Origin of the sequence: Pseudoalteromonas sp. C2R02 (assembly GCF_018860845.1) — a bacterium.
Classification (GTDB): domain Bacteria; phylum Pseudomonadota; class Gammaproteobacteria; order Enterobacterales; family Alteromonadaceae; genus Pseudoalteromonas.
Genome location: NZ_JAHKQC010000048.1, coordinates 30509 through 47926, shown reverse-complemented (window position 1 = coordinate 47926; position 17418 = coordinate 30509). Strand labels below are relative to the sequence as shown.

The window sequence follows — 17418 nt, the reverse complement described above, 5'->3', positions numbered from 1 at the left end:
ATATGAAGGCATTAATAGCTAGTTTTTTAGCTGTTACTCTATTAAGCGCATGTACCCACAAGGTTGAAGTAAGCGCGAAAGAACCAATAACAATTAACTTAAACCTGAAAATAGATCATGAAATTCGTGTAAAAGTTGATAAAGAACTTGATGATATTTTTAGTGAAGATAGCTCAATATTTTAAGGATAAAACATGAATAAATTAATTAAATACACCTCTTTTTTAATCATCATGCTAAGTATGTCATTTTCAGCTTTAGCATTAACGCTTCAAGACGCTAAAAAACAAGGTTTAGTGGGTGAAATGCCTGATGGCTATTTAGGCGCGATTAAAAATAATGCGCAAGTTGCCAGCCTTGTAAATTCAGTGAATAAAAAACGTAAAGACTTGTATATCTCATTGGCCCGTAAAAATAAAATTACTTTGGGTCAGATTTCGGCTTTAGCTGGAGAAAAAGCAATTCAAAAAACAGCCTCAGGTAATTTTATTAAAAATGCAAAGGGTCAATGGATTAAAAAGGACTAATCATGACCCAATATATTTCAATTCTAAGAGGCATTAATGTAAGTGGTCAAAAAAAAATTGTAATGAAAGAATTAAAGTCATTATATGAAAGCTTAGGTTTTGAAAATGTACTGACTTATATTCAAAGTGGCAATGTGATCTTTGACTCAGATATAGACCAAGTTGCGGATATTCAAAAAATAATAGAAGATGCGATAAAAACTAAGTACAACTTTGAAGTACCAGTAGATATCAGAACATTAAATGAATTTGAAAAAGTGTTAGCTAACCTTCCTTTTGGTGAAGTGGACTTAGAAGCTGATGGCACTAAAATGCTGATTACTTTTTTATCTCAACAGCCTGATAAATCGGCTGTAAATAGATTAATGGCGTATGTTAAAGCGCCTGAAAAATTAGTATTGGGTGATAAATGCATTTATTTACATTGCCCAAATGGCTACGGAAAAACTAAGTTGTCGAATGTATTTATAGAAAAGAAACTTGATGTTTTAGCGACAACCCGAAACTTAAAGTCAGTTAATAAATTGTGTGAATTAGCGAGGTGGTAAGTTAAAGCATTAAATAAATCAGCCATATAAACCTAAAGCGGCTGATTTATTTTGGTCACTTTTTCGAATTATAAAATAGTCAAAAATTTAAAGCGCTTAATTATTCAGCAATTAATTTTTGGTATCTTTCAACCTGGTTTTGTAAAAAAGGCACATTTTGTGGTGAGGTCTTTTGGGCTATTTTAACTGCTTCTTTAAAGCTTGAGAGTGCTTTGTCCTTTGAACCTAAGTTTTCATATCCTCTTGCTAAAGCAAGTTTTGCACCCGGCGACTCTGGGTTACTTCTAGAGTTTTGTAAAAATATCTCAACAGCTTCTTTTGGATTAGCTTCCATAAAGTTATACCCAAGACGACGAATTGTGCGTTCAGGTATTTGGGCAGAGACTTGATATTTAGCACTTCGCTTTTCATAAAACTTTTGCAAGCCTTTAATACCACCATTCTTATCAAACTCACTATATTGTGTATAGATAGGTGTATGGTAGTCAGAAAATACAAAAGAGGCACCTTGATACAAAGTTAAATAAGGTGTTGTCATATGTACTTGCTCAGGAATAAATTCATAGTGCCAGTTTAAAGACTCAGGCGCTTGTTTTTTCATTAAATCAACAAATTTATCTAACGCTTGAGTAACTTCCACACCTTCAGCCGCTACATCTGTCATCGTCAAGTAGAGCGATTTATTAAGGCTTTGTTTATTTTTAAATAATTTATCAAAAGCTGTGAATAGTGCTTTATCGTTCGGGAACATATATGGGCTTGCGGCAATATAGTTTTCAAATAAATCAGGTTTGCTTGCAAGTGCTTTAATTACAAAAGCGCCCGCCATGGAGTGACCAAAAATGGTTTTGTGATTTGATGTTCTATAGTTTTTATTAGTATATGGAATGACTTCATCAGATATAAACTTTAAAAAAATATCTTTTTGAGCGCCTAAATCACGACCTCGTGTCCCTTGGTTGTTAGGAATGGCAACGATAATGCTTTGTGGCATTCTGTTTTGCTGTTCTAATATATTAGTTGCAACTGTGGCATGTCTAAAATGACTGTTTCCATCTAAAACAAATATAACAGGGTAGCTCTTGTCAGATTTATTATAATCATCAGGTAAATGAATAAGTAGTTGACGTTCTTCATTTAAAATTGTTGATTTTATGATGAATCGCTCGCCGACTTTATAAGATACTTCTTCACCTTTAATCTCACCTTTTGGATTTATTGAAGTTTGTGCATTGGAAATTAAAGGTAGAAAGCTTAATGAAGTAATAAGTGCCAATTGATTTAATCGCATATTGAGTCCCTTTAATAATTCTTTTAGTGATTAGTTGAAGAAAGTAATTCCTCATTGCTTGTGATAAATATGCGTTAATGAATATAAATAAGAAACATTAGATACGATGAAGTGCTTTTAAAATAGGATAAATAAACACTATTTTAATATGAAATGATAACAGGCTTTCAGATTGAAATTTCAGCCTTGTTACTAGACCGATAAACTTAAATTTTTATTCCAAAATAAAAAGGGGTCGGAGTGAATTAATTTAAAATATCGTTAATTGACTCCGACCCCTTTATTGGTTTTCATTCTACAACTCTGAATACTTCCCTTTAACCCAGCCAATTTGTGAACCTATTTCATTAAACCATTAAACCATTAAACCATTGAGATAATGAGTTAACTACATCTGGTTTGTGACCAAACTTTACGTCGATTGACCATCTTGCAGCCATCATTTCAGTTGTCCTTTGTTTGAATAAAATACAGTTGAAAGTATGGTTTGATTTATAAGGTTTATCATTTAGCCCATTAACATTAAAAAAGGGGTCGGAGTGAATTAAAAAATTATTCATTTAATTCACTCCGACCCCTTTTTGGGGGATAATGATGGCGTATTATTTGAATCGAGAGAACAATGGATAAGCTGCAGTTAATTAGTAAGATCATTACTCATTTAGAACAAGAATTAAAAGATGCAATTGAAGCCGCAACAAATGCACGTGATGCAGCTGTTAATGATGAGTCGGTTGCTGAAACCCAATACGATACCATTGCCATTGAAGCGGGGTATTTAGCACAAGGTCAATCTAAACGCGTTGATGAGTTTGAAACGGCGATTAAAGCTTTTCATGTGTTAAAAACACAAAAGCATATTGTTGAAGAAATTGAAGCCGATACGGCAATTACCCTAGGTCATTTAGTCCAACTTGAGCAAGATGTCACTAAATCACATTGGTTCTTCATTGCTGCCTTTGCTGGTGGATTTGTTACCCAGCTTGAACAACAAAATGTTACTGTAATCACACCTAAATCACCTATTGGCCAAGCTTTAGTTGGAAAGTGTTGTGATGACGAAGTAAAAGCTCAACTAGGCTTAAAGACGTTAGAAGATTTTATTTCTACGGTTATTTAGCCTATTCTTCATTTTCAACAATTAAGAACTCTATTTTATTTTCTACACCGTCCCATACTTTAGCATCTTCAGGTGGGGCGATAACTTCGGTGATCCTTGGCCAAATTTCAGCTAATTCAGCATTTAATTTTATAAAGTCTTTTTGATCTTCCGGTACTTCATCTTCTTGATAAATAGCACCTGCAGGGCACTCAACTGGACATAAATCACAATCGATACATTCGTCTGGATTGATCACTAAAAAGTTTGGACCTTCAAAAAAAGCATCAGCAGGACAAACTGCTACACAATCAGTGTATTTACATTTAATGCAATTATCGGTTACTACAAAGGCCATTGGGTGTTATTTCCTAATAGGTATATGCAAAATAGAGGGGCATGATACCTAGCTAAAATATTAATTCAATCTCTTGTGTATTATTGTAGGCAATATCTAGCGCAATAAGGTAAAATACTGCTGCAATTTTTTCAATGAGATCCTCAATGCTGCGTTTAACCGATATAAAATTAGATTTGAATCACCAAGAAGGTGAATTAAAACAAGCCGTACTTAAAAAATTAAATATTACTGATGATCAATTAATTGATTTTACGGTTTTTAAACGTGGTTATGATGCACGCAAAAAAAATGTTATCACGCTAATTTATACACTTGATGTTGAAACATCGGTTAATGATGCTTTATTAGAGACGTTTGAAAAAGATCATAATGTTAAAGTCAGTCCTGATATGACTTACAAATTTGTGGCAGAACTTCCAGATAACTTTAGTCAGCGCCCAGTTGTAATTGGTATGGGACCATGTGGTTTATTTACTGGCTTGATTTTGGCCCAAATGGGTTTTAAACCTATTATTTTAGAACGTGGTCAAGAAGTAAGACAACGTACTAAGGATACCTTTGGGTTTTGGCGTAAAAAGATATTAAATACTGAATCAAACGTGCAGTTTGGTGAAGGTGGTGCGGGTACTTTCTCTGATGGTAAATTATATTCTCAAGTAAAAGATCCTAAGCATTACAGCCGTAAAGTATTAAATGAATTTGTAGATGCGGGAGCTCCAAGCGAAATATTATATGTAAGTAAACCACATATAGGTACTTTTAAGCTAGTAACTATGGTTGAAAAAATGCGCGCTAATATTATTGCGTTAGGCGGAGAAATTCGTTTTGGCGAGCGTGTTGATGATATCCATATGGAAGAGTCAGGTGATGGTCAACAAGTGACTGGTTTAACATTAGCCAGTGGTGAAAAAATTGATACTAACTTTGTTGCTTTAGCAATAGGCCATAGTGCCCGTGATACTTTTAAAATGATCCACGATAAAGGTGTTTATATTAAAGCAAAACCTTTTTCAGTTGGATTCAGAATTGAGCATGAACAATCTGTTATTGATGATGCAAGATTTGGTATTCACGCTGGACATGAAATTTTAGGTGCTGCTGATTATAAACTTGTTCATCATTGTAAGAATGGTCGCTCTGTTTACAGTTTTTGTATGTGTCCAGGTGGTACAGTTGTGGCTGCAGCATCTGAAGAGGGACGTTTAGTGACCAATGGAATGAGTCAGTATTCACGTCATGAACGAAATGCAAATAGTGCAATTGTTGTTGGTATAGACCCAAGTGATTACCCATTAGTAGATGGGAAAGAAGATGTTTTAGCTGGTATAGAATTTCAACGTAAACTAGAAGAAAACGCCTTTAAAATTGGTGGAAGTAGTTATGATGCACCAATCCAACTTGTAGGTGACTTTTTAGCGGGTCGTGCAAGTGGTGAACATGGTGAGGTCATCCCATCTTATAAACCTGGCGTAACCTATTGTGATTTAAGTGAAACTTTGCCTGATTACGCAATTGAAGCAATACGCGAAGCGATCCCAGCTTTTGAACGTAAAATAAAAGGCTTCTCAATGAAGGATGCAACATTAACAGCTGTTGAAACGCGTACATCTTCTCCAATTCAAATTACACGTGATAGAGAGTCATTTGAAAGTTTAAATACGAAAGGTTTATATCCGGCGGGTGAAGGTGCTGGTTATGCTGGTGGTATTTTATCTGCTGGTATAGATGGTATTAAAGTAGCTGAAGCAATGGCCTTAGCTATGGTTCAAAGTGTTAAGTAATATTGATTTAACGTCATTGTAAAGCCCTGTAAATGGGCTTTACAATATTAATTATTATTGATTTGTCACTTTAATTTTCTTATAACAACATCTGAAATCACATTCTGATTATTATCCATTCCACCAAGTGTTATTAACCTGTCATTATGAAAGATGAGGCCTCTGTGATCCATGGTCTTTGTATAATTATTATTTTCAATTTGCCATTGCTGCGTTTTTAAATCAAATAGCCAAATTTCGCTGCTTGCTGGAGATGGTGTACCATCGTAGCCAATGCCGTTATAATTGTATGGATTTGTAGATCCCCCTAGCATTACGATTTTATTATTCACACTTGTTGCAGCCATGCGATAACGAGGCGTTTTAGTAGGGTGTTCAACCATACGCCAGTCTATTTTTAATGGGTTATTTTTATCTATAGTGCCTTTAAAACACTGGGCTATGCCTTGGTAGCTTCTTCGTTTATTTTTATGAGCTTTAATAGAAACGCCATCGCATACGAGCATGATATTATTGCTAATTGCCCCAGCTTGACCAAATACGGGCTTGCCTAAAAAGGGGGAGGCTTGTTGCCAAGTATTTGTTTTTGTATCGTAAACTTGTACTAGGTTTACATTGCCATCATTGTGCCAACCACTGACAAGGTAGATATAGCGATTTAAATAGCCCAAAGCAATGCTATCATCTACGGGTACAGGCATATTCGCTAATTGCGTATATTCATTATTTATTACATCAAATTTGAATACATCAGGGCTAGAAACTTCTTGATGATCTATTGAAACTGTATAGCCACCAAAAATATATGCATCAGAACCAATACTAGTCGCAACTGATGCTAATCGTCCTTTTAATGTAAGTGAGCTTGGTACGGGCTTTTTTATTTGCCACTGTTGATCAGGTTTGGAAATATTAAGCGCCCAAGTTTTATTATGAATCGCTGTATGATTTTTTTTCTCAGCCAAACCCATAAAACTAAGTAAATATTCACCTTGCTTAGTGATTACTTTGGTTACTGCATTATTTGCTACTGGTTCAGGCAATGGAGGCAGGCTGTTTGCTATTGCTTGTGTATTTACAGCAAGACTACTTAAAAATAGAAGGGGGGGGCGACTTATCATTTATTTATCCTCTGAAGTAAGACCACATTGCATTACTAATACTTGATCTCCCTTATTTGTTATTTGCTCTATAGGTTGCCAGCCAAGTTGGGCATACACACCACCTGAAAGGTTTTCTGTTTGCAAGTACAAAGTTTTTACACCGAGTGATTTTGCAATATCTTTAGCCTTTATGACAAGCTTTTTTGCTAACCCTTTACCTCTTTGCCTATGACATATATAAACACCACCTAGCCAGTACTCCTTCTCTGGATAAATGTCCATTTCATGATACTTTAATTGACAAGTACCTAGTAATTTTTCATTTTCAATTAAGAGTAATACCAGTGGTATCTTTGAGCAATTCAATTGTGTTTTAAGTTTGTCTTTAATGATTTCAACACTCGGTATCTCCATTAAATAAGCCCATTGCTTAAAATACCAGTGTGCTATTTGTGGTATAAACTCAGGCTTGTCTTTTAAGTAAAAAAATTCCATTTTATACGGCTTCTTTTAATGAAGTGTCAGATACTTGATTGTAATTAATCATATAATCTTTTTCTAATAATTCAGTGATAAATTGACTCGGCTTTTTTATGTCACTTAATAGATGTACTGCGTGTTTTGTTCTAGTAATAGCGACATAAAATAGTCGTCGCTCTTCAGCATGCTGAAATTCTTCCGCTTTAGGCAGTAAACAATCTAATAATGGGGAAATTGGCTTTTGTGATGGGAAACCATATTTACCGTTATTGAGGCCTAATATAATCACATGATCAGACTCTTTACCCTTACTGGCATGAAAAGTATCTGTTTTTATATCTAAGTTTTTAAATTTAACGTTTAACTGATTTAAATTATGTCTATTAGGTAAATTAAACTTATATCGCGATAGAATATAAACAGACTGCTTAGATGACGTACTATCATTAATGTCTGTTAATACATGACTTAATTTATCTTCACTGTCACCTTGATGTAATGTAACTCTTGGCTCTTTAACTTGGGTATGTGTGAGCATTTCTTTATGTAATTGACTCGGGTTTTGCATTACAAATTTACTGGCAAAATCACTAATACTATTATTAAATCGAAAGGTTTTATCTAAAGCTGTGATTTGGGTTGGCCCAAAGTAACTTGCAAATTGCGTTGTTAAACTAATATCTGCTCCTGTAAATCTATAAATTGCTTGCCAGTCATCGCCTACACAAAATAGGGAAGAACCTGATACTTGCGTTTTTAATGCTTTAATTAGCCTGGCTCTAGGTTCTGAAATATCTTGAAATTCATCTACTAATATATGTTTCCAGTTTGATTTAAACCGGTTTGATTCGACGTATTGAATTGCCTTGATGATCATATCTTCAAAGTCTATTTCGTTACAGTCTAAAAGGTGTTTTTGATAAAGTTGATAGATAGGCGATAATAATTCAAGCTCAGATTTTATTTGGCTTTGATCTTTATTTTGTGACAATCGATGCTGGAATTGTTGTTTATCAAATAGCGCTAATTTATATAAGCCGATCAATTGACTTAAATTTTTAGAAATTTCTTCAATATTGCCATCTAAATCTTTATTCGAGTTTAGATATGCTTGAGAATAACTTTGAACCTTTAACTTGAATTCACTTTGGGCCAGTAATAGTTTAAATTGAGCTTGGATCCAGTTTTGTTTATTAGTTTCATTGGATGCAAATTCACTAATATTCGGTGATTTAGATTCAACCGATGTAATAATATTTAAACCTAAACTATGAAATGTATTTAATCTAATTGATGAAAGGTTTAGTTTTTCTTTAATACGAACTTTCATTTCGTCAGCAGCTTGTTTACCAAATGCGAGTAGTAAAAATTCAGATTCTTTCGCTTGAACACTTTTCAATAAATAACCAACACGGCCTATCATCGTACTTGTTTTACCAGTACCTGCACCGGCTAAAATTAAATTGTTTTGTTCATCAGTAATACAAGAAGTTTGTTGTCTATCAGTTAAAGGGTTTGATTCAATTGATTGAAAGTAATCTAAATAAACTGCTTTTTGTTTATCTATATAGTTTTTTTGAAAAGCAACTAAATGTTGTTCACTCCAGCTTACAACTAATTGTAAAAATTTTAATGATTTATGAATCGATTCATCAAAAGAGAATAATGCAATATCTTTAGGCCATAATTTCAGCTGTTTAATGGCCCTATTTTTGATATTAGTAAATGTATTTTTGCGTAAATAACCTTGACTCATTTTTGCTTTAATCGCATTAGCTAAATGAATTAATGCGGCTTTATTTATTTTACCCCATTGATCTAATATATTGGTTATTGCATTGCTTGCTGTATTTTTTGAAAGCCAGTTATAATGATATTGAATGTCATTAGCTTGCCAATTAAGACTCGAAAAAAAGAAATGAGATTCAATGTATGGAAACGTCTCAAAGTCGGGCCAATTTATGAGTGTATTATCTAGCAAAACACCTTGAGTGCCAATTTCTAATGAAGCATGATTTTTAATGAAAAATTTACTAAGCCAATACCGCTTTAATTGCATGAAAACAAACTATTAAGAATAAAAGTAAAGTATAAAACAAATAAAGGGGTCGGAGTTAATTAATCAAACTTTTGAGTTGAATCTATTAAATAAATGATTCAACTCTCATAAATAGAAGGGAAAAGCATCTAACTTGATGTAATTGTCATCAAAATCACATTTTAAACTAAAAAATTTAACTTTAAATAATTTAATTAACTCCGACCCCTTTTTATTTATTAGCTGCCGCGTAGTGTTAGGCCAAGTTCGGTCGAATATCCCATAGACCGGGCTGATAACTTTAGGTTTTCATCTATTACATAGTAAGTTGGATATGCTTCTATTTGGTAATTTTGTCGTATTTGATGATTTCCCAATAATACGGGAAATGTGATCCCTAAATTATTTGTAAATTCCTTTACTTGTTCTGAGTTATCAAAATCCAGTGCTATGGCGATGGCATTGACCGAGCCATCTGAGACTTTGTTTTGTAAGTTAGGCATGCTTATTTTACAAATACTGCACCAAGGCGCAAAAAAATAAACAACGGTTTTTTGATTTTTTAATTGGCTTAAATCTAATCTGTTATTTTTGTTATAAGTTTCGTTTAATGAAGTGCTATTTGATAGCTTAGGTTCTGGTTTTGTTTCTTTATTTTCAAGTATCGGTAACGAAAAATAGGGGGCTGGTAAGTCGCCAGATACATCTAATAAAGATGATTCCTTAAACATACTCACAAGATTAAAAATAATAATAGCAGCAATAACTTGTATTAAAATGCTTTTCAAACGACTTCCTTATAAATTTTTGCTTTAAATGTAAGTTACTTATATAGACCGTAAAACAGCTGAATATATTCAATTCAGATTAATTTAATTATTAATATATCCAGTTGAGTTTGATAATTTGAACTAATATTATCAAATACCTATATGGATATATTTTAATTCAATGAAAACTGTATTGTTAGCTTTAATCGTATACTTGATAACAGCACAAGCTTTTGCATGTGAATTAACCGTTCGTTATGAGCATTACTCACCTAAAAAAGTGAGTGACAAAATGCAGTGGCATGGTATGGATGTTGATTTTGCTAAGGCATTGTTAGAGCAAGCGGATTGTAAATATCGTTTTGTTGATATGGCGTGGGGTAGAGCTATCGATTTATTAAAGCAAGGAAAAATCGATATGATGTTAGGGGTTTCAGATCTTGAAAAACGTAAGCAATTTGCTCACTTTATTGGTCCTCATAGGCAAGAAGTAATAGTGTTGGCAACGTTAGTATCTGAAGCTTTTTTTATTGAAGAATTAGATGAATTAAAGAATTTACCCAAACCAATTGCAATTCAAAGAGTTGCTTATTATGGAGATGAATTTGAATCGTTATTGGAGTCAGATCCTTATTCGGATATTCACTTTGTTAGCATTCCAAATAATGATGTGAAACTATATTTATTACGAAATAAACGGATCAGTGGGTTTTTAGAAGAACGGTCTAATATTCTTTATCAATCAAATAATAATCCTGAATTTAAAGACATTGTTGTAAATCCTTTTGTGATCCATTCAAACCCTGTTTATTTTGCTTTGAGTCGAAAAACTGTAAATGAAACATTATTAAATAAACTGGAAGCTGCTTTTGTTGTATTACAAAAAAAGCAGACTTTTAAAGAGATTTTAAAAAAATATCAAAATTAATAGACTAGTCTTCTAAACTAGCTGCAATCGCTTCTTCTCTATCTTGCATTTCTTCAAATGCGGCTTTAATTTCATCTAATACGGAACCAACATTCGCTGCTTTGGTGCTATGCTCAAATTGACCTGTTAACACATAATCGGCATGTAAATCGCCGGCTTCAAATAGCGCCCACATTTCTTCAGCATAATGAGTTTTAGCCAGTTCAGGCGCAAATTGGCTGTAATAATTTGTCATGTTTTGTACATCACGCTTAAGCATGGCTTTGGCGTTGTTATTTGCTGCGGCATCTACAGCTTGCGGTAAATCTATGATCACAGGACCATATTCATCTACCAGTACGTTAAATTCGGATAAATCACCATGAACTAAACCGACACATAACATACGCATTACATATGTCATTACGATTTGATGATCTTCAATTGCTTGGTCAGCTGGCATTTCTACATCATTCAAACGTGGTGCAACATCACCTTCTTCGTCGGTAATCAACTCCATTAAAAGAACACCGTCATAGCAACCGAATGGCTCTGGAACACGTACACCAGCATCAGCTATTTTATATAAAGCATCAACTTCAGCATTTTGCCAAATTTCTTCTTGTTGCTTACGGCCAAATTTAGAGCCTTTTTCCATGGCACGCGCACGACGACTACTTCTTACTTTACGACCTTCATTATATTGTGCTGCTTTTTTAAAACTACGTTTTGTTGCTTCTTTATATACTTTGGCACAACGTACTTCGTCACCACAGCGTACAGCATATACGGTTGCTTCTTTGCCACTCATAAGCTGACTGATAACTTCGTCTACTAAGCCTTCATCAACTAAAGGCTGGATCCGTTTAGGTGTCTTCATACAGTTTTGTTCTTTCTACTTAGCGTTTTAAATTAATAACTGGAATCATTTTACGTTAATAATGCTGATTTTTTAAGAAAAATTTATTTTTTTACTTTTTATCCTTGAAAGTGATTTTTTCATCCATATATCTTTAATCAGAGGACGCCGATAGGGTCCCAAAGTAAAACATAGTTCCAACCAACTATTTAAAAGTGTACATAAGTTATATAGATAATTTATTACACCAAACAGCTCGTTCATTATGAAGAGCTAAATTTTAAAGATAATTCAATATCGAATTATCAATATCGCTCAATGAGGATAATATTATGCGTACAGTAGATTTTTCACCACTTCACCGTTCATTCATCGGCTTTGATCATTTAGCTTCACTTATAGATGCAGCTAATAGAAATGAAAAGCAATCAGGCTTTCCTCCTTATAATATTGAATTACTAGCAGAAAATAAATACAGAATCACAATGGCTGTAGCAGGTTTTACCGAATCAGAATTAGCAATCGAATCAGAAAACAATACGTTAAAAGTAACAGGCACTAAAGCCAACAAAGCAAAAGTTGAACGTAACTTTATTCATCAAGGTATTGCAGAGCGTAATTTTGAACGTAAATTTCAACTAGGCGACCATGTAAAAGTCATTGGTGCAGATATGGAAAATGGCCTGCTTCATATCGATTTAGAAAGAGAAATTCCAGAAGCAATGAAACCGCGCCAGATTAAAATTGGTAGTGGTAAATTACTAGAAAGCTAATCGTCTTTAAAACTACAAAATTTAAATATTAATGAAACTGCATAATAGTGTGTAGTTTCAGACATCTGGATGCCGAAAGGGTCCTATATAAAAAAACGAAAACTAATTGCTCGTTCATTATGAAGGGCTACATTTTTAAGGTAATTCAATGTCGAATTATCAATATCGCTCAATGAGGATAATCTTATGCGTACAGTAAACTTTGCTCCATTAAACCGCTCATTCATCGGCTTTGATCAACTTACTTCTTTAATTGATGCTGCTAATAGCAGTGAAAATAAATCAGCTTTTCCCCGTTATAATATTGAACAGGTAGCAGAAAATCAATATCAAATTACCATTGCGGTAGCAGGTTTTACCGAGTCTGAATTAGCAATTGAATCTGAAAATAATAGCTTAAAAGTTACGGGCACTAAAGCTAAAAATGATGAAGTAGAACGTAATTTTATTCATCAAGGTATTGCAGAACGTAACTTTGAACGTAAATTTCAATTAGGTGACCATGTAAAGGTTCTATCTGCAGATATTGAAAATGGCTTGTTATTTGTAGACCTAGAAAGAGAAGTGCCAGAAGAGATGAAACCTCGCCAAATTGAAATTAGCAGTAAAGCTTTATTAAATAGTTAATATATTTTATTAGCGTATCGAAACTGCATAATATTATGCAGTTTCACAATCCGGATGCCGAAAGGGTCCTATATAACACTAGTTATACCTAAAGCTCGTTCATTATGAAGAGCTAAATTTTAAAGGTAATTCAATGTCAAATTATCAATATCGCTCAATGAGGATAATCTTATGCGTACAGTAAACTTTGCACCATTAAACCGCTCATTTATCGGCTTTGATCAATTAACTTCTTTAATTGACACTGCGACACGTAATGAAATACAAACAAGTTCAATCCCTTATAACATCGAATCATTTGAAGATAATAAATATCGTATTACATTAGCTGTTGCAGGTTTTAAAGATGCAGAACTTAATATTGAATCTAAAAACAAGGCATTAACAGTTAAAGGCACAAAAGAAACCACTGAAAAAGCGGCATCTAAATTTGTTCATCAAGGGCTTAAAGTTCAAGATTTTGAAAAGTCATTTCAATTAGGTGATCACGTTAAAGTGTTGGCGGCTAATATTGAAAATGGTCTGTTATTAATAGATTTAGAAAGAGAAATACCCGAAGCGCTTAAACCTCGCCAAATCCAAATCGGCAAAGAGGACTTAGCACAACACTAATTTTAAATTATTTATTTTTCGTTATTCCCCTGATTTTTAAGCCCGATTTATTCGGGCTTTTTTTGCTTTAGTGTGTTTAATACTAGAGATTCACAGTAACGGGCAAAGTGCCTTTTGCAGATATTTTACCTGTTAAGACTCTACATAAAGCATTTAACGCTGGGCTTTTAATTAAGTTTGAATTGTAATCATGATATGTATTATAAGCGTATGTTGCTAAACAAATATCTGCTACATCTTGAAATTCAGAGATCTCATATGGCGTTCTTAAACTGACAAAAACTGTTTGTTTATTAAATTGCTTAGCAAGTTTTAATAAATCATAGATTTTTTGTGGACTTGCCACATTGTCACTGATTTTTGAGTTAGCTGTTAAATCATCCATTCCACCCATTTCAACTGCACTTTGTTTAGGGGAAATATGGCTTCCGATCACAATATCTGCATTTTTGATCTGGCCTTGCGCTTGAGTTAATTCAAAATCTCTCATATTGGTATAAGTGATCAATGCTGCATTGCCTAAATGAGACTTTAACATCTGTTCCATTGCAATAGACTTTGTTTTATCAGGCATGATCAAATGAATTTTGTGATTAGCAGTAATAGGTAATACATAGCTATCACCACACACTAAGGTAATCGCATCGTCCGCCAGTTGTTGTTCTAATTGTCGGCTTTGAGGATCAGCTAGTTGTGTTTTTGCTTTATTTATTGAGTCATTAATATCTTCATTAAATGCACTATTTAATTTGTAATCTATTTTAAGCTTTTGAATACGATTAAAAGAAGTTTCAATTTCTTGTTTATTGAGTTCTTGATTTTCTACCGCGTCGACTATGGCATCAATAAGTAAATCTAACTTAGCTAAGTCTTGCGTATTTCTAATTTTTATTGGCATTAAAGCGATATCAACACCCGCTTTAAATGTGTTTATCACTGCGTCATGTTCATTAAAAAATTCAGCAATGCCCGCCATATCTAACGCATCAGTAATAACAATGCCTTGATAGTTTAATTCGTTGCGCAATATATCTGTGATCATAATACGTGACATTGTGGCTGGTTTTAGCATTTTAGCACCAGATTTGGCGATAAATTCACTATTATCTAATTCTGGATATTGTATATGTGCGGTCATGATCATAGCGGGATTTGAATTTTCGATAATATATTTAAAGGGTGCGATATCCATTTTATATATTGTTTTAAGGTCGTGTTTTACAACAGGTAAACCTGTATGGCTATCAACATCTGTATCACCATGTCCAGGATAATGCTTTATGGTACTTATGATATTTTTTTGAAACGCATTGACTTGCGATAATCCAAGTTCAGCAACTAATTGTGGAGCTTCGCCAAAAGAGCGGACATTTATCACTGGATTATTCGGGTTTGCATTGACATCTATTGTAGGGGCGTGATTAACATTAAACCCTAAGTGGTTTAACTCATTTCCTATAACTTCAGCGGTTTTATCCGCATATTTGCAGCCATGTTGACTATAAGTTGCGCCAATTGACATATTGCCAGTGAATGCAGAGGTATCTTGTCTATTAGTTCTAAATACGCGGCCGCCTTCTTGATCTACTGAAATCAGTAAAGGAAGTTGATATTCAGACGATGCAGCTGCTTGCTGTAAATCATGGTTCAGTTTGATTATTTGTTCTGTACTTACTAGGTTTTCTGAAAATAAAATTACGCCACCTAAGTGCGTTTTTTTTATTAAATTTTTAATTGAATCTGGTAATAGTGTTAAAGGCGCACGATCTTTGCTGCTTGAAACAGGTTTCTCATTAAAAAAACGCAAATCTATCATGAGCTTTTGCGCAATTTGTACTCTTAATGGTACGTTTTGTTGTTTTATTTTACTTTCAGTGACAACTGACATTTAAAGTCCTGTTTTTAAAACCATAAACTGGCTAAAATCTAAATTAGATTTATATTCATCGCTTGCTTTGAGATTGCTATTTTATATGAAAATGACCAATACAACAGAACCTTCTACAAACAAATATTATATAGGCATCATGTCAGGGACTAGTCTTGATGGCATAGATGTCGCTTTGGTTTCAATTTCTAAAGAAAATAAAACCACTTTTGTTGCAGGGGCTGAATTTCCATTTGATAACAATTTACGTGAAAAAGTACTCACTTTATGTGAAACACAACATACATCACTGCAAAATTTAGGTGAGATCACAAGCGAGTTAAGCTTGGCTTATGCTAAAGCCGTTAATCTATTTTTAAAAAATCAAAAAATCACTGCTAGCCAAATAATTGCGATAGGCTGTCATGGGCAAACTGTTTTTCATCAACCTACAGGAAATAGTGCTTTTTCAATGCAATTGGTTGATGCCGCTAAAATAGCTGCAAATACTAATATTACAACAGTGACTGATTTCAGATCTATGGATATTGCATTAGGTGGTCAAGGTGCACCCTTAGTGCCTTTATTTCATCAAGGTTTAGTATCTCAAATGACAAAAGTTAATGATGAGTCTTTAGTATTTTTAAATATAGGTGGTATAGCTAACATTTCAATCGTTAATCCTGCTCCCTTAGCGGGATTTGATACTGGGCCAGGCAATGTGTTACTTGATAGTTGGGTCGCAAAAGTGACAGGTAAAAGGTTTGATGAAAATGGTGGTTTAGCATCTAAAGGTCAATGTAATTATCAACTGTTAGCGTTGCTTAAATGTGAACCTTACTTTGATTTACCTGCACCAAAAAGTACTGGGCGTGAGCTGTTTAATTTAGACTGGTTAGAACTAAAATTAACTCAGTATAATCACGAAATATCAGATGCAGATATTATGGCAACACTTGTAGTTTTAACCTGTGAACCCATAATGGAAGCGATTAATCACTTACCTTTCGGTAGCCTTTTGGTATGCGGCGGTGGTGCTAAAAATAAAACAATCATGCAATATTTACAAACCTCATTACCCAATTGGCAAGTTAAAGTGACTGATGATGTGGGTATAAGTGGTGATTTTATGGAGGCAATGGCGTTTGCTTGGTTAGCCCATAGGTGCATAAATCGATTATCAGGTAATGACCCTCAAGTAACTGGGGCAAGACGAGCTGAAATATGTGGCTCAATTACACGTATTTATAATAGTTTTTAAAATTAATAATGAGTAAAGAAAGCGTTAATCGCTTTCTTTCAATTTAATTGACATATTTACACACTACAACTCAACTTTGCATGACTTTGACACCGTTTTTGGGCCTCTTCAATACTTGCTCCACCCATACAATAATCTAGTCGAATTGTTTTTTCTTCTGCTTTAGCAATTGCATTGTCAGGTTTAATCCATTTCCATTTTTTAATTACTTTTTTGCTCGGTTTAAAAATAACTTTTTTAGGGATACTTGAGATCAATTCAACCGAATCAGTTTCTCCTTGTTCATCCACGACTACTTTAAATATGCCACAGCCAGCTATGCCGGATTTAGCGAGTTTCATGGGGTATTTTGGTGTAACTTGTTTTTTACGCGTCCAAATTGCATCTTCTTTTATTGGGGTGATATGAGTAATGTTTACATCCGCATATATATTTTTTGCATTTACATTCAAACATGGTAGCAAAAGTATAAGCCCTAATATCTTTTTCATTAATCTTCCTTATAAAACTGACT

General features: G+C 33.8%; 20 protein-coding genes. 10 read left to right on the top strand and 10 right to left on the bottom strand.

The genetic code is table 11. The annotated features are described in order from the left end of the window. Positions 1 to 2: 2 nt before the first annotated feature. From KO527_RS23695 to KO527_RS23685, 3 genes are read left to right on the top strand one after another with little or no spacing between them, the layout of a single operon-like run. Complete coding sequence (locus KO527_RS23695; RefSeq protein WP_216042710.1) at positions 3 to 185, top strand: YnbE family lipoprotein; 183 nt, start codon at positions 3 to 5, stop codon at positions 183 to 185. A 9-nt stretch (positions 186 to 194) separates the two neighbouring features. Continuing rightward, on the top strand, positions 195 to 527 hold the full coding sequence (locus tag KO527_RS23690; RefSeq protein ID WP_216042709.1) for a YdbL family protein: 333 nt from the start codon (positions 195 to 197) through the stop codon (positions 525 to 527). A gap of 2 nt (positions 528 to 529) precedes the next feature. Next, complete coding sequence (locus KO527_RS23685) at positions 530 to 1075, top strand: DUF1697 domain-containing protein (protein ID WP_216042708.1); 546 nt, start codon at positions 530 to 532, stop codon at positions 1073 to 1075. 100 nt (positions 1076 to 1175) lie between these two features. Here KO527_RS23685 and KO527_RS23680 read toward each other — a convergent pair whose 3' ends face one another. Together KO527_RS23680 and KO527_RS23675 are read right to left on the bottom strand one after the other, a co-directional pair. Then, on the bottom strand, positions 1176 to 2366 hold the full coding sequence (locus KO527_RS23680; protein WP_216042707.1) for an alpha/beta hydrolase-fold protein: 1191 nt from the start codon (positions 2364 to 2366) through the stop codon (positions 1176 to 1178). 347 nt (positions 2367 to 2713) lie between these two features. After that, entirely contained in the window at positions 2714 to 2926 is a 213-nt protein-coding gene (locus tag KO527_RS23675) for a hypothetical protein (RefSeq protein ID WP_216042706.1), read from the bottom strand. Between the two features lie 62 nt (positions 2927 to 2988). Between KO527_RS23675 and KO527_RS23670 the strand changes: the two genes are divergently transcribed. Further along, positions 2989 to 3486 carry a hypothetical protein gene (locus KO527_RS23670; RefSeq protein ID WP_216042705.1) on the top strand — a complete coding sequence of 166 codons (498 nt, stop codon included), beginning with the start codon at positions 2989 to 2991 and terminating at the stop codon, positions 3484 to 3486. Between the two features lies 1 nt (position 3487). Here KO527_RS23670 and fdxA read toward each other — a convergent pair whose 3' ends face one another. Continuing rightward, positions 3488 to 3823: a ferredoxin FdxA gene (gene fdxA / locus KO527_RS23665; protein ID WP_216042704.1), complete on the bottom strand. Its 336-nt coding sequence runs from the start codon at positions 3821 to 3823 to the stop codon at positions 3488 to 3490. A 146-nt stretch (positions 3824 to 3969) separates the two neighbouring features. Here fdxA and KO527_RS23660 point away from each other — a divergent pair, with 146 nt between their 5' ends. Next, complete coding sequence (locus KO527_RS23660; RefSeq protein WP_216042703.1) at positions 3970 to 5607, top strand: NAD(P)/FAD-dependent oxidoreductase; 1638 nt, start codon at positions 3970 to 3972, stop codon at positions 5605 to 5607. A gap of 65 nt (positions 5608 to 5672) precedes the next feature. Here KO527_RS23660 and KO527_RS23655 read toward each other — a convergent pair whose 3' ends face one another. The 4 genes from KO527_RS23655 to KO527_RS23640 all read right to left on the bottom strand — a co-directional run bounded on the left by KO527_RS23655 (position 5673) and on the right by KO527_RS23640 (position 10016). Further along, positions 5673 to 6728, bottom strand: a complete 1056-nt coding sequence (locus tag KO527_RS23655; RefSeq protein ID WP_216042702.1) for a kelch repeat-containing protein — start codon at positions 6726 to 6728, stop codon at positions 5673 to 5675. Then, positions 6729 to 7205 carry a GNAT family N-acetyltransferase gene (locus KO527_RS23650; RefSeq protein WP_216042701.1) on the bottom strand — a complete coding sequence of 159 codons (477 nt, stop codon included), beginning with the start codon at positions 7203 to 7205 and terminating at the stop codon, positions 6729 to 6731. 1 nt (position 7206) lies between these two features. Next, the gene (locus KO527_RS23645; RefSeq protein WP_216042700.1) at positions 7207 to 9249 is read right to left on the bottom strand and encodes a UvrD-helicase domain-containing protein; all 2043 of its coding nucleotides are present in this window, start codon (positions 9247 to 9249) and stop codon (positions 7207 to 7209) included. Positions 9250 to 9467: 218 nt separating this feature from the next. Continuing rightward, positions 9468 to 10016, bottom strand: a complete 549-nt coding sequence (locus KO527_RS23640; RefSeq protein WP_252734062.1) for a TlpA disulfide reductase family protein — start codon at positions 10014 to 10016, stop codon at positions 9468 to 9470. Between the two features lie 163 nt (positions 10017 to 10179). On the opposite strand from KO527_RS23640, the gene KO527_RS23635 reads away from it, so the two are divergent. After that, on the top strand, positions 10180 to 10926 hold the full coding sequence (locus tag KO527_RS23635; protein WP_216042699.1) for a transporter substrate-binding domain-containing protein: 747 nt from the start codon (positions 10180 to 10182) through the stop codon (positions 10924 to 10926). Positions 10927 to 10930: 4 nt separating this feature from the next. On the opposite strand, the gene KO527_RS23630 is transcribed toward KO527_RS23635, so the two are convergent. Further along, positions 10931 to 11785 carry a PA4780 family RIO1-like protein kinase gene (locus KO527_RS23630; protein WP_216042698.1) on the bottom strand — a complete coding sequence of 285 codons (855 nt, stop codon included), beginning with the start codon at positions 11783 to 11785 and terminating at the stop codon, positions 10931 to 10933. 311 nt (positions 11786 to 12096) lie between these two features. Here KO527_RS23630 and KO527_RS23625 point away from each other — a divergent pair, with 311 nt between their 5' ends. The 3 genes from KO527_RS23625 (at position 12097) to KO527_RS23615 (ending at position 13776) form a co-directional block, all read left to right on the top strand. Continuing rightward, positions 12097 to 12537, top strand: a complete 441-nt coding sequence (locus KO527_RS23625) for an Hsp20 family protein (RefSeq protein ID WP_042143341.1) — start codon at positions 12097 to 12099, stop codon at positions 12535 to 12537. Positions 12538 to 12723: 186 nt separating this feature from the next. Further along, positions 12724 to 13164 carry an Hsp20 family protein gene (locus KO527_RS23620; protein WP_216042697.1) on the top strand — a complete coding sequence of 147 codons (441 nt, stop codon included), beginning with the start codon at positions 12724 to 12726 and terminating at the stop codon, positions 13162 to 13164. 171 nt (positions 13165 to 13335) lie between these two features. Beyond that, positions 13336 to 13776, top strand: coding sequence for an Hsp20 family protein (locus KO527_RS23615; RefSeq protein ID WP_216042696.1), 441 nt, complete (start codon positions 13336 to 13338; stop codon positions 13774 to 13776). An 82-nt stretch (positions 13777 to 13858) separates the two neighbouring features. On the opposite strand, the gene KO527_RS23610 is transcribed toward KO527_RS23615, so the two are convergent. Beyond that, positions 13859 to 15664 (bottom strand): glycoside hydrolase family 3 protein, encoded by a 1806-nt coding sequence (locus KO527_RS23610; RefSeq protein ID WP_252734060.1) that lies wholly within the window; start codon positions 15662 to 15664, stop codon positions 13859 to 13861. 85 nt (positions 15665 to 15749) lie between these two features. Between KO527_RS23610 and KO527_RS23605 the strand changes: the two genes are divergently transcribed. Then, positions 15750 to 16904 (top strand): anhydro-N-acetylmuramic acid kinase, encoded by a 1155-nt coding sequence (locus KO527_RS23605; RefSeq protein ID WP_252734058.1) that lies wholly within the window; start codon positions 15750 to 15752, stop codon positions 16902 to 16904. Positions 16905 to 16960: 56 nt separating this feature from the next. Here the strand turns inward: KO527_RS23605 and KO527_RS23600 are convergent, their stop codons facing one another. Next, positions 16961 to 17395, bottom strand: a complete 435-nt coding sequence (locus KO527_RS23600; protein WP_216042695.1) for an energy transducer TonB — start codon at positions 17393 to 17395, stop codon at positions 16961 to 16963. Between the last annotated feature and the right edge of the window lie 23 nt (positions 17396 to 17418).

Bases quoted from the DNA above. Each gene is read 5' to 3' on its own strand.
- KO527_RS23695 (WP_216042710.1), top strand. From the start codon at position 3: ATGAAGGCATTAATAGCTAGTTTTTTAGCTGTTACTCTATTAAGCGCA.
- KO527_RS23690 (WP_216042709.1), top strand. From the start codon at position 195: ATGAATAAATTAATTAAATACACCTCTTTTTTAATCATCATGCTAAGT.
- KO527_RS23685 (WP_216042708.1), top strand. From the start codon at position 530: ATGACCCAATATATTTCAATTCTAAGAGGCATTAATGTAAGTGGTCAA.
- KO527_RS23680 (WP_216042707.1), bottom strand. From the start codon at position 2,366: ATGCGATTAAATCAATTGGCACTTATTACTTCATTAAGCTTTCTACCT.
- KO527_RS23675 (WP_216042706.1), bottom strand. From the start codon at position 2,926: ATGAATAATTTTTTAATTCACTCCGACCCCTTTTTTAATGTTAATGGG.
- KO527_RS23670 (WP_216042705.1), top strand. From the start codon at position 2,989: ATGGATAAGCTGCAGTTAATTAGTAAGATCATTACTCATTTAGAACAA.
- fdxA (WP_216042704.1), bottom strand. From the start codon at position 3,823: ATGGCCTTTGTAGTAACCGATAATTGCATTAAATGTAAATACACTGAT.
- KO527_RS23660 (WP_216042703.1), top strand. From the start codon at position 3,970: ATGCTGCGTTTAACCGATATAAAATTAGATTTGAATCACCAAGAAGGT.
- KO527_RS23655 (WP_216042702.1), bottom strand. From the start codon at position 6,728: ATGATAAGTCGCCCCCCCCTTCTATTTTTAAGTAGTCTTGCTGTAAAT.
- KO527_RS23650 (WP_216042701.1), bottom strand. From the start codon at position 7,205: ATGGAATTTTTTTACTTAAAAGACAAGCCTGAGTTTATACCACAAATA.
- KO527_RS23645 (WP_216042700.1), bottom strand. From the start codon at position 9,249: ATGCAATTAAAGCGGTATTGGCTTAGTAAATTTTTCATTAAAAATCAT.
- KO527_RS23635 (WP_216042699.1), top strand. From the start codon at position 10,180: ATGAAAACTGTATTGTTAGCTTTAATCGTATACTTGATAACAGCACAA.
- KO527_RS23630 (WP_216042698.1), bottom strand. From the start codon at position 11,785: ATGAAGACACCTAAACGGATCCAGCCTTTAGTTGATGAAGGCTTAGTA.
- KO527_RS23625 (WP_042143341.1), top strand. From the start codon at position 12,097: ATGCGTACAGTAGATTTTTCACCACTTCACCGTTCATTCATCGGCTTT.
- KO527_RS23620 (WP_216042697.1), top strand. From the start codon at position 12,724: ATGCGTACAGTAAACTTTGCTCCATTAAACCGCTCATTCATCGGCTTT.
- KO527_RS23615 (WP_216042696.1), top strand. From the start codon at position 13,336: ATGCGTACAGTAAACTTTGCACCATTAAACCGCTCATTTATCGGCTTT.
- KO527_RS23610 (WP_252734060.1), bottom strand. From the start codon at position 15,664: ATGTCAGTTGTCACTGAAAGTAAAATAAAACAACAAAACGTACCATTA.
- KO527_RS23605 (WP_252734058.1), top strand. From the start codon at position 15,750: ATGAAAATGACCAATACAACAGAACCTTCTACAAACAAATATTATATA.
- KO527_RS23600 (WP_216042695.1), bottom strand. From the start codon at position 17,395: ATGAAAAAGATATTAGGGCTTATACTTTTGCTACCATGTTTGAATGTA.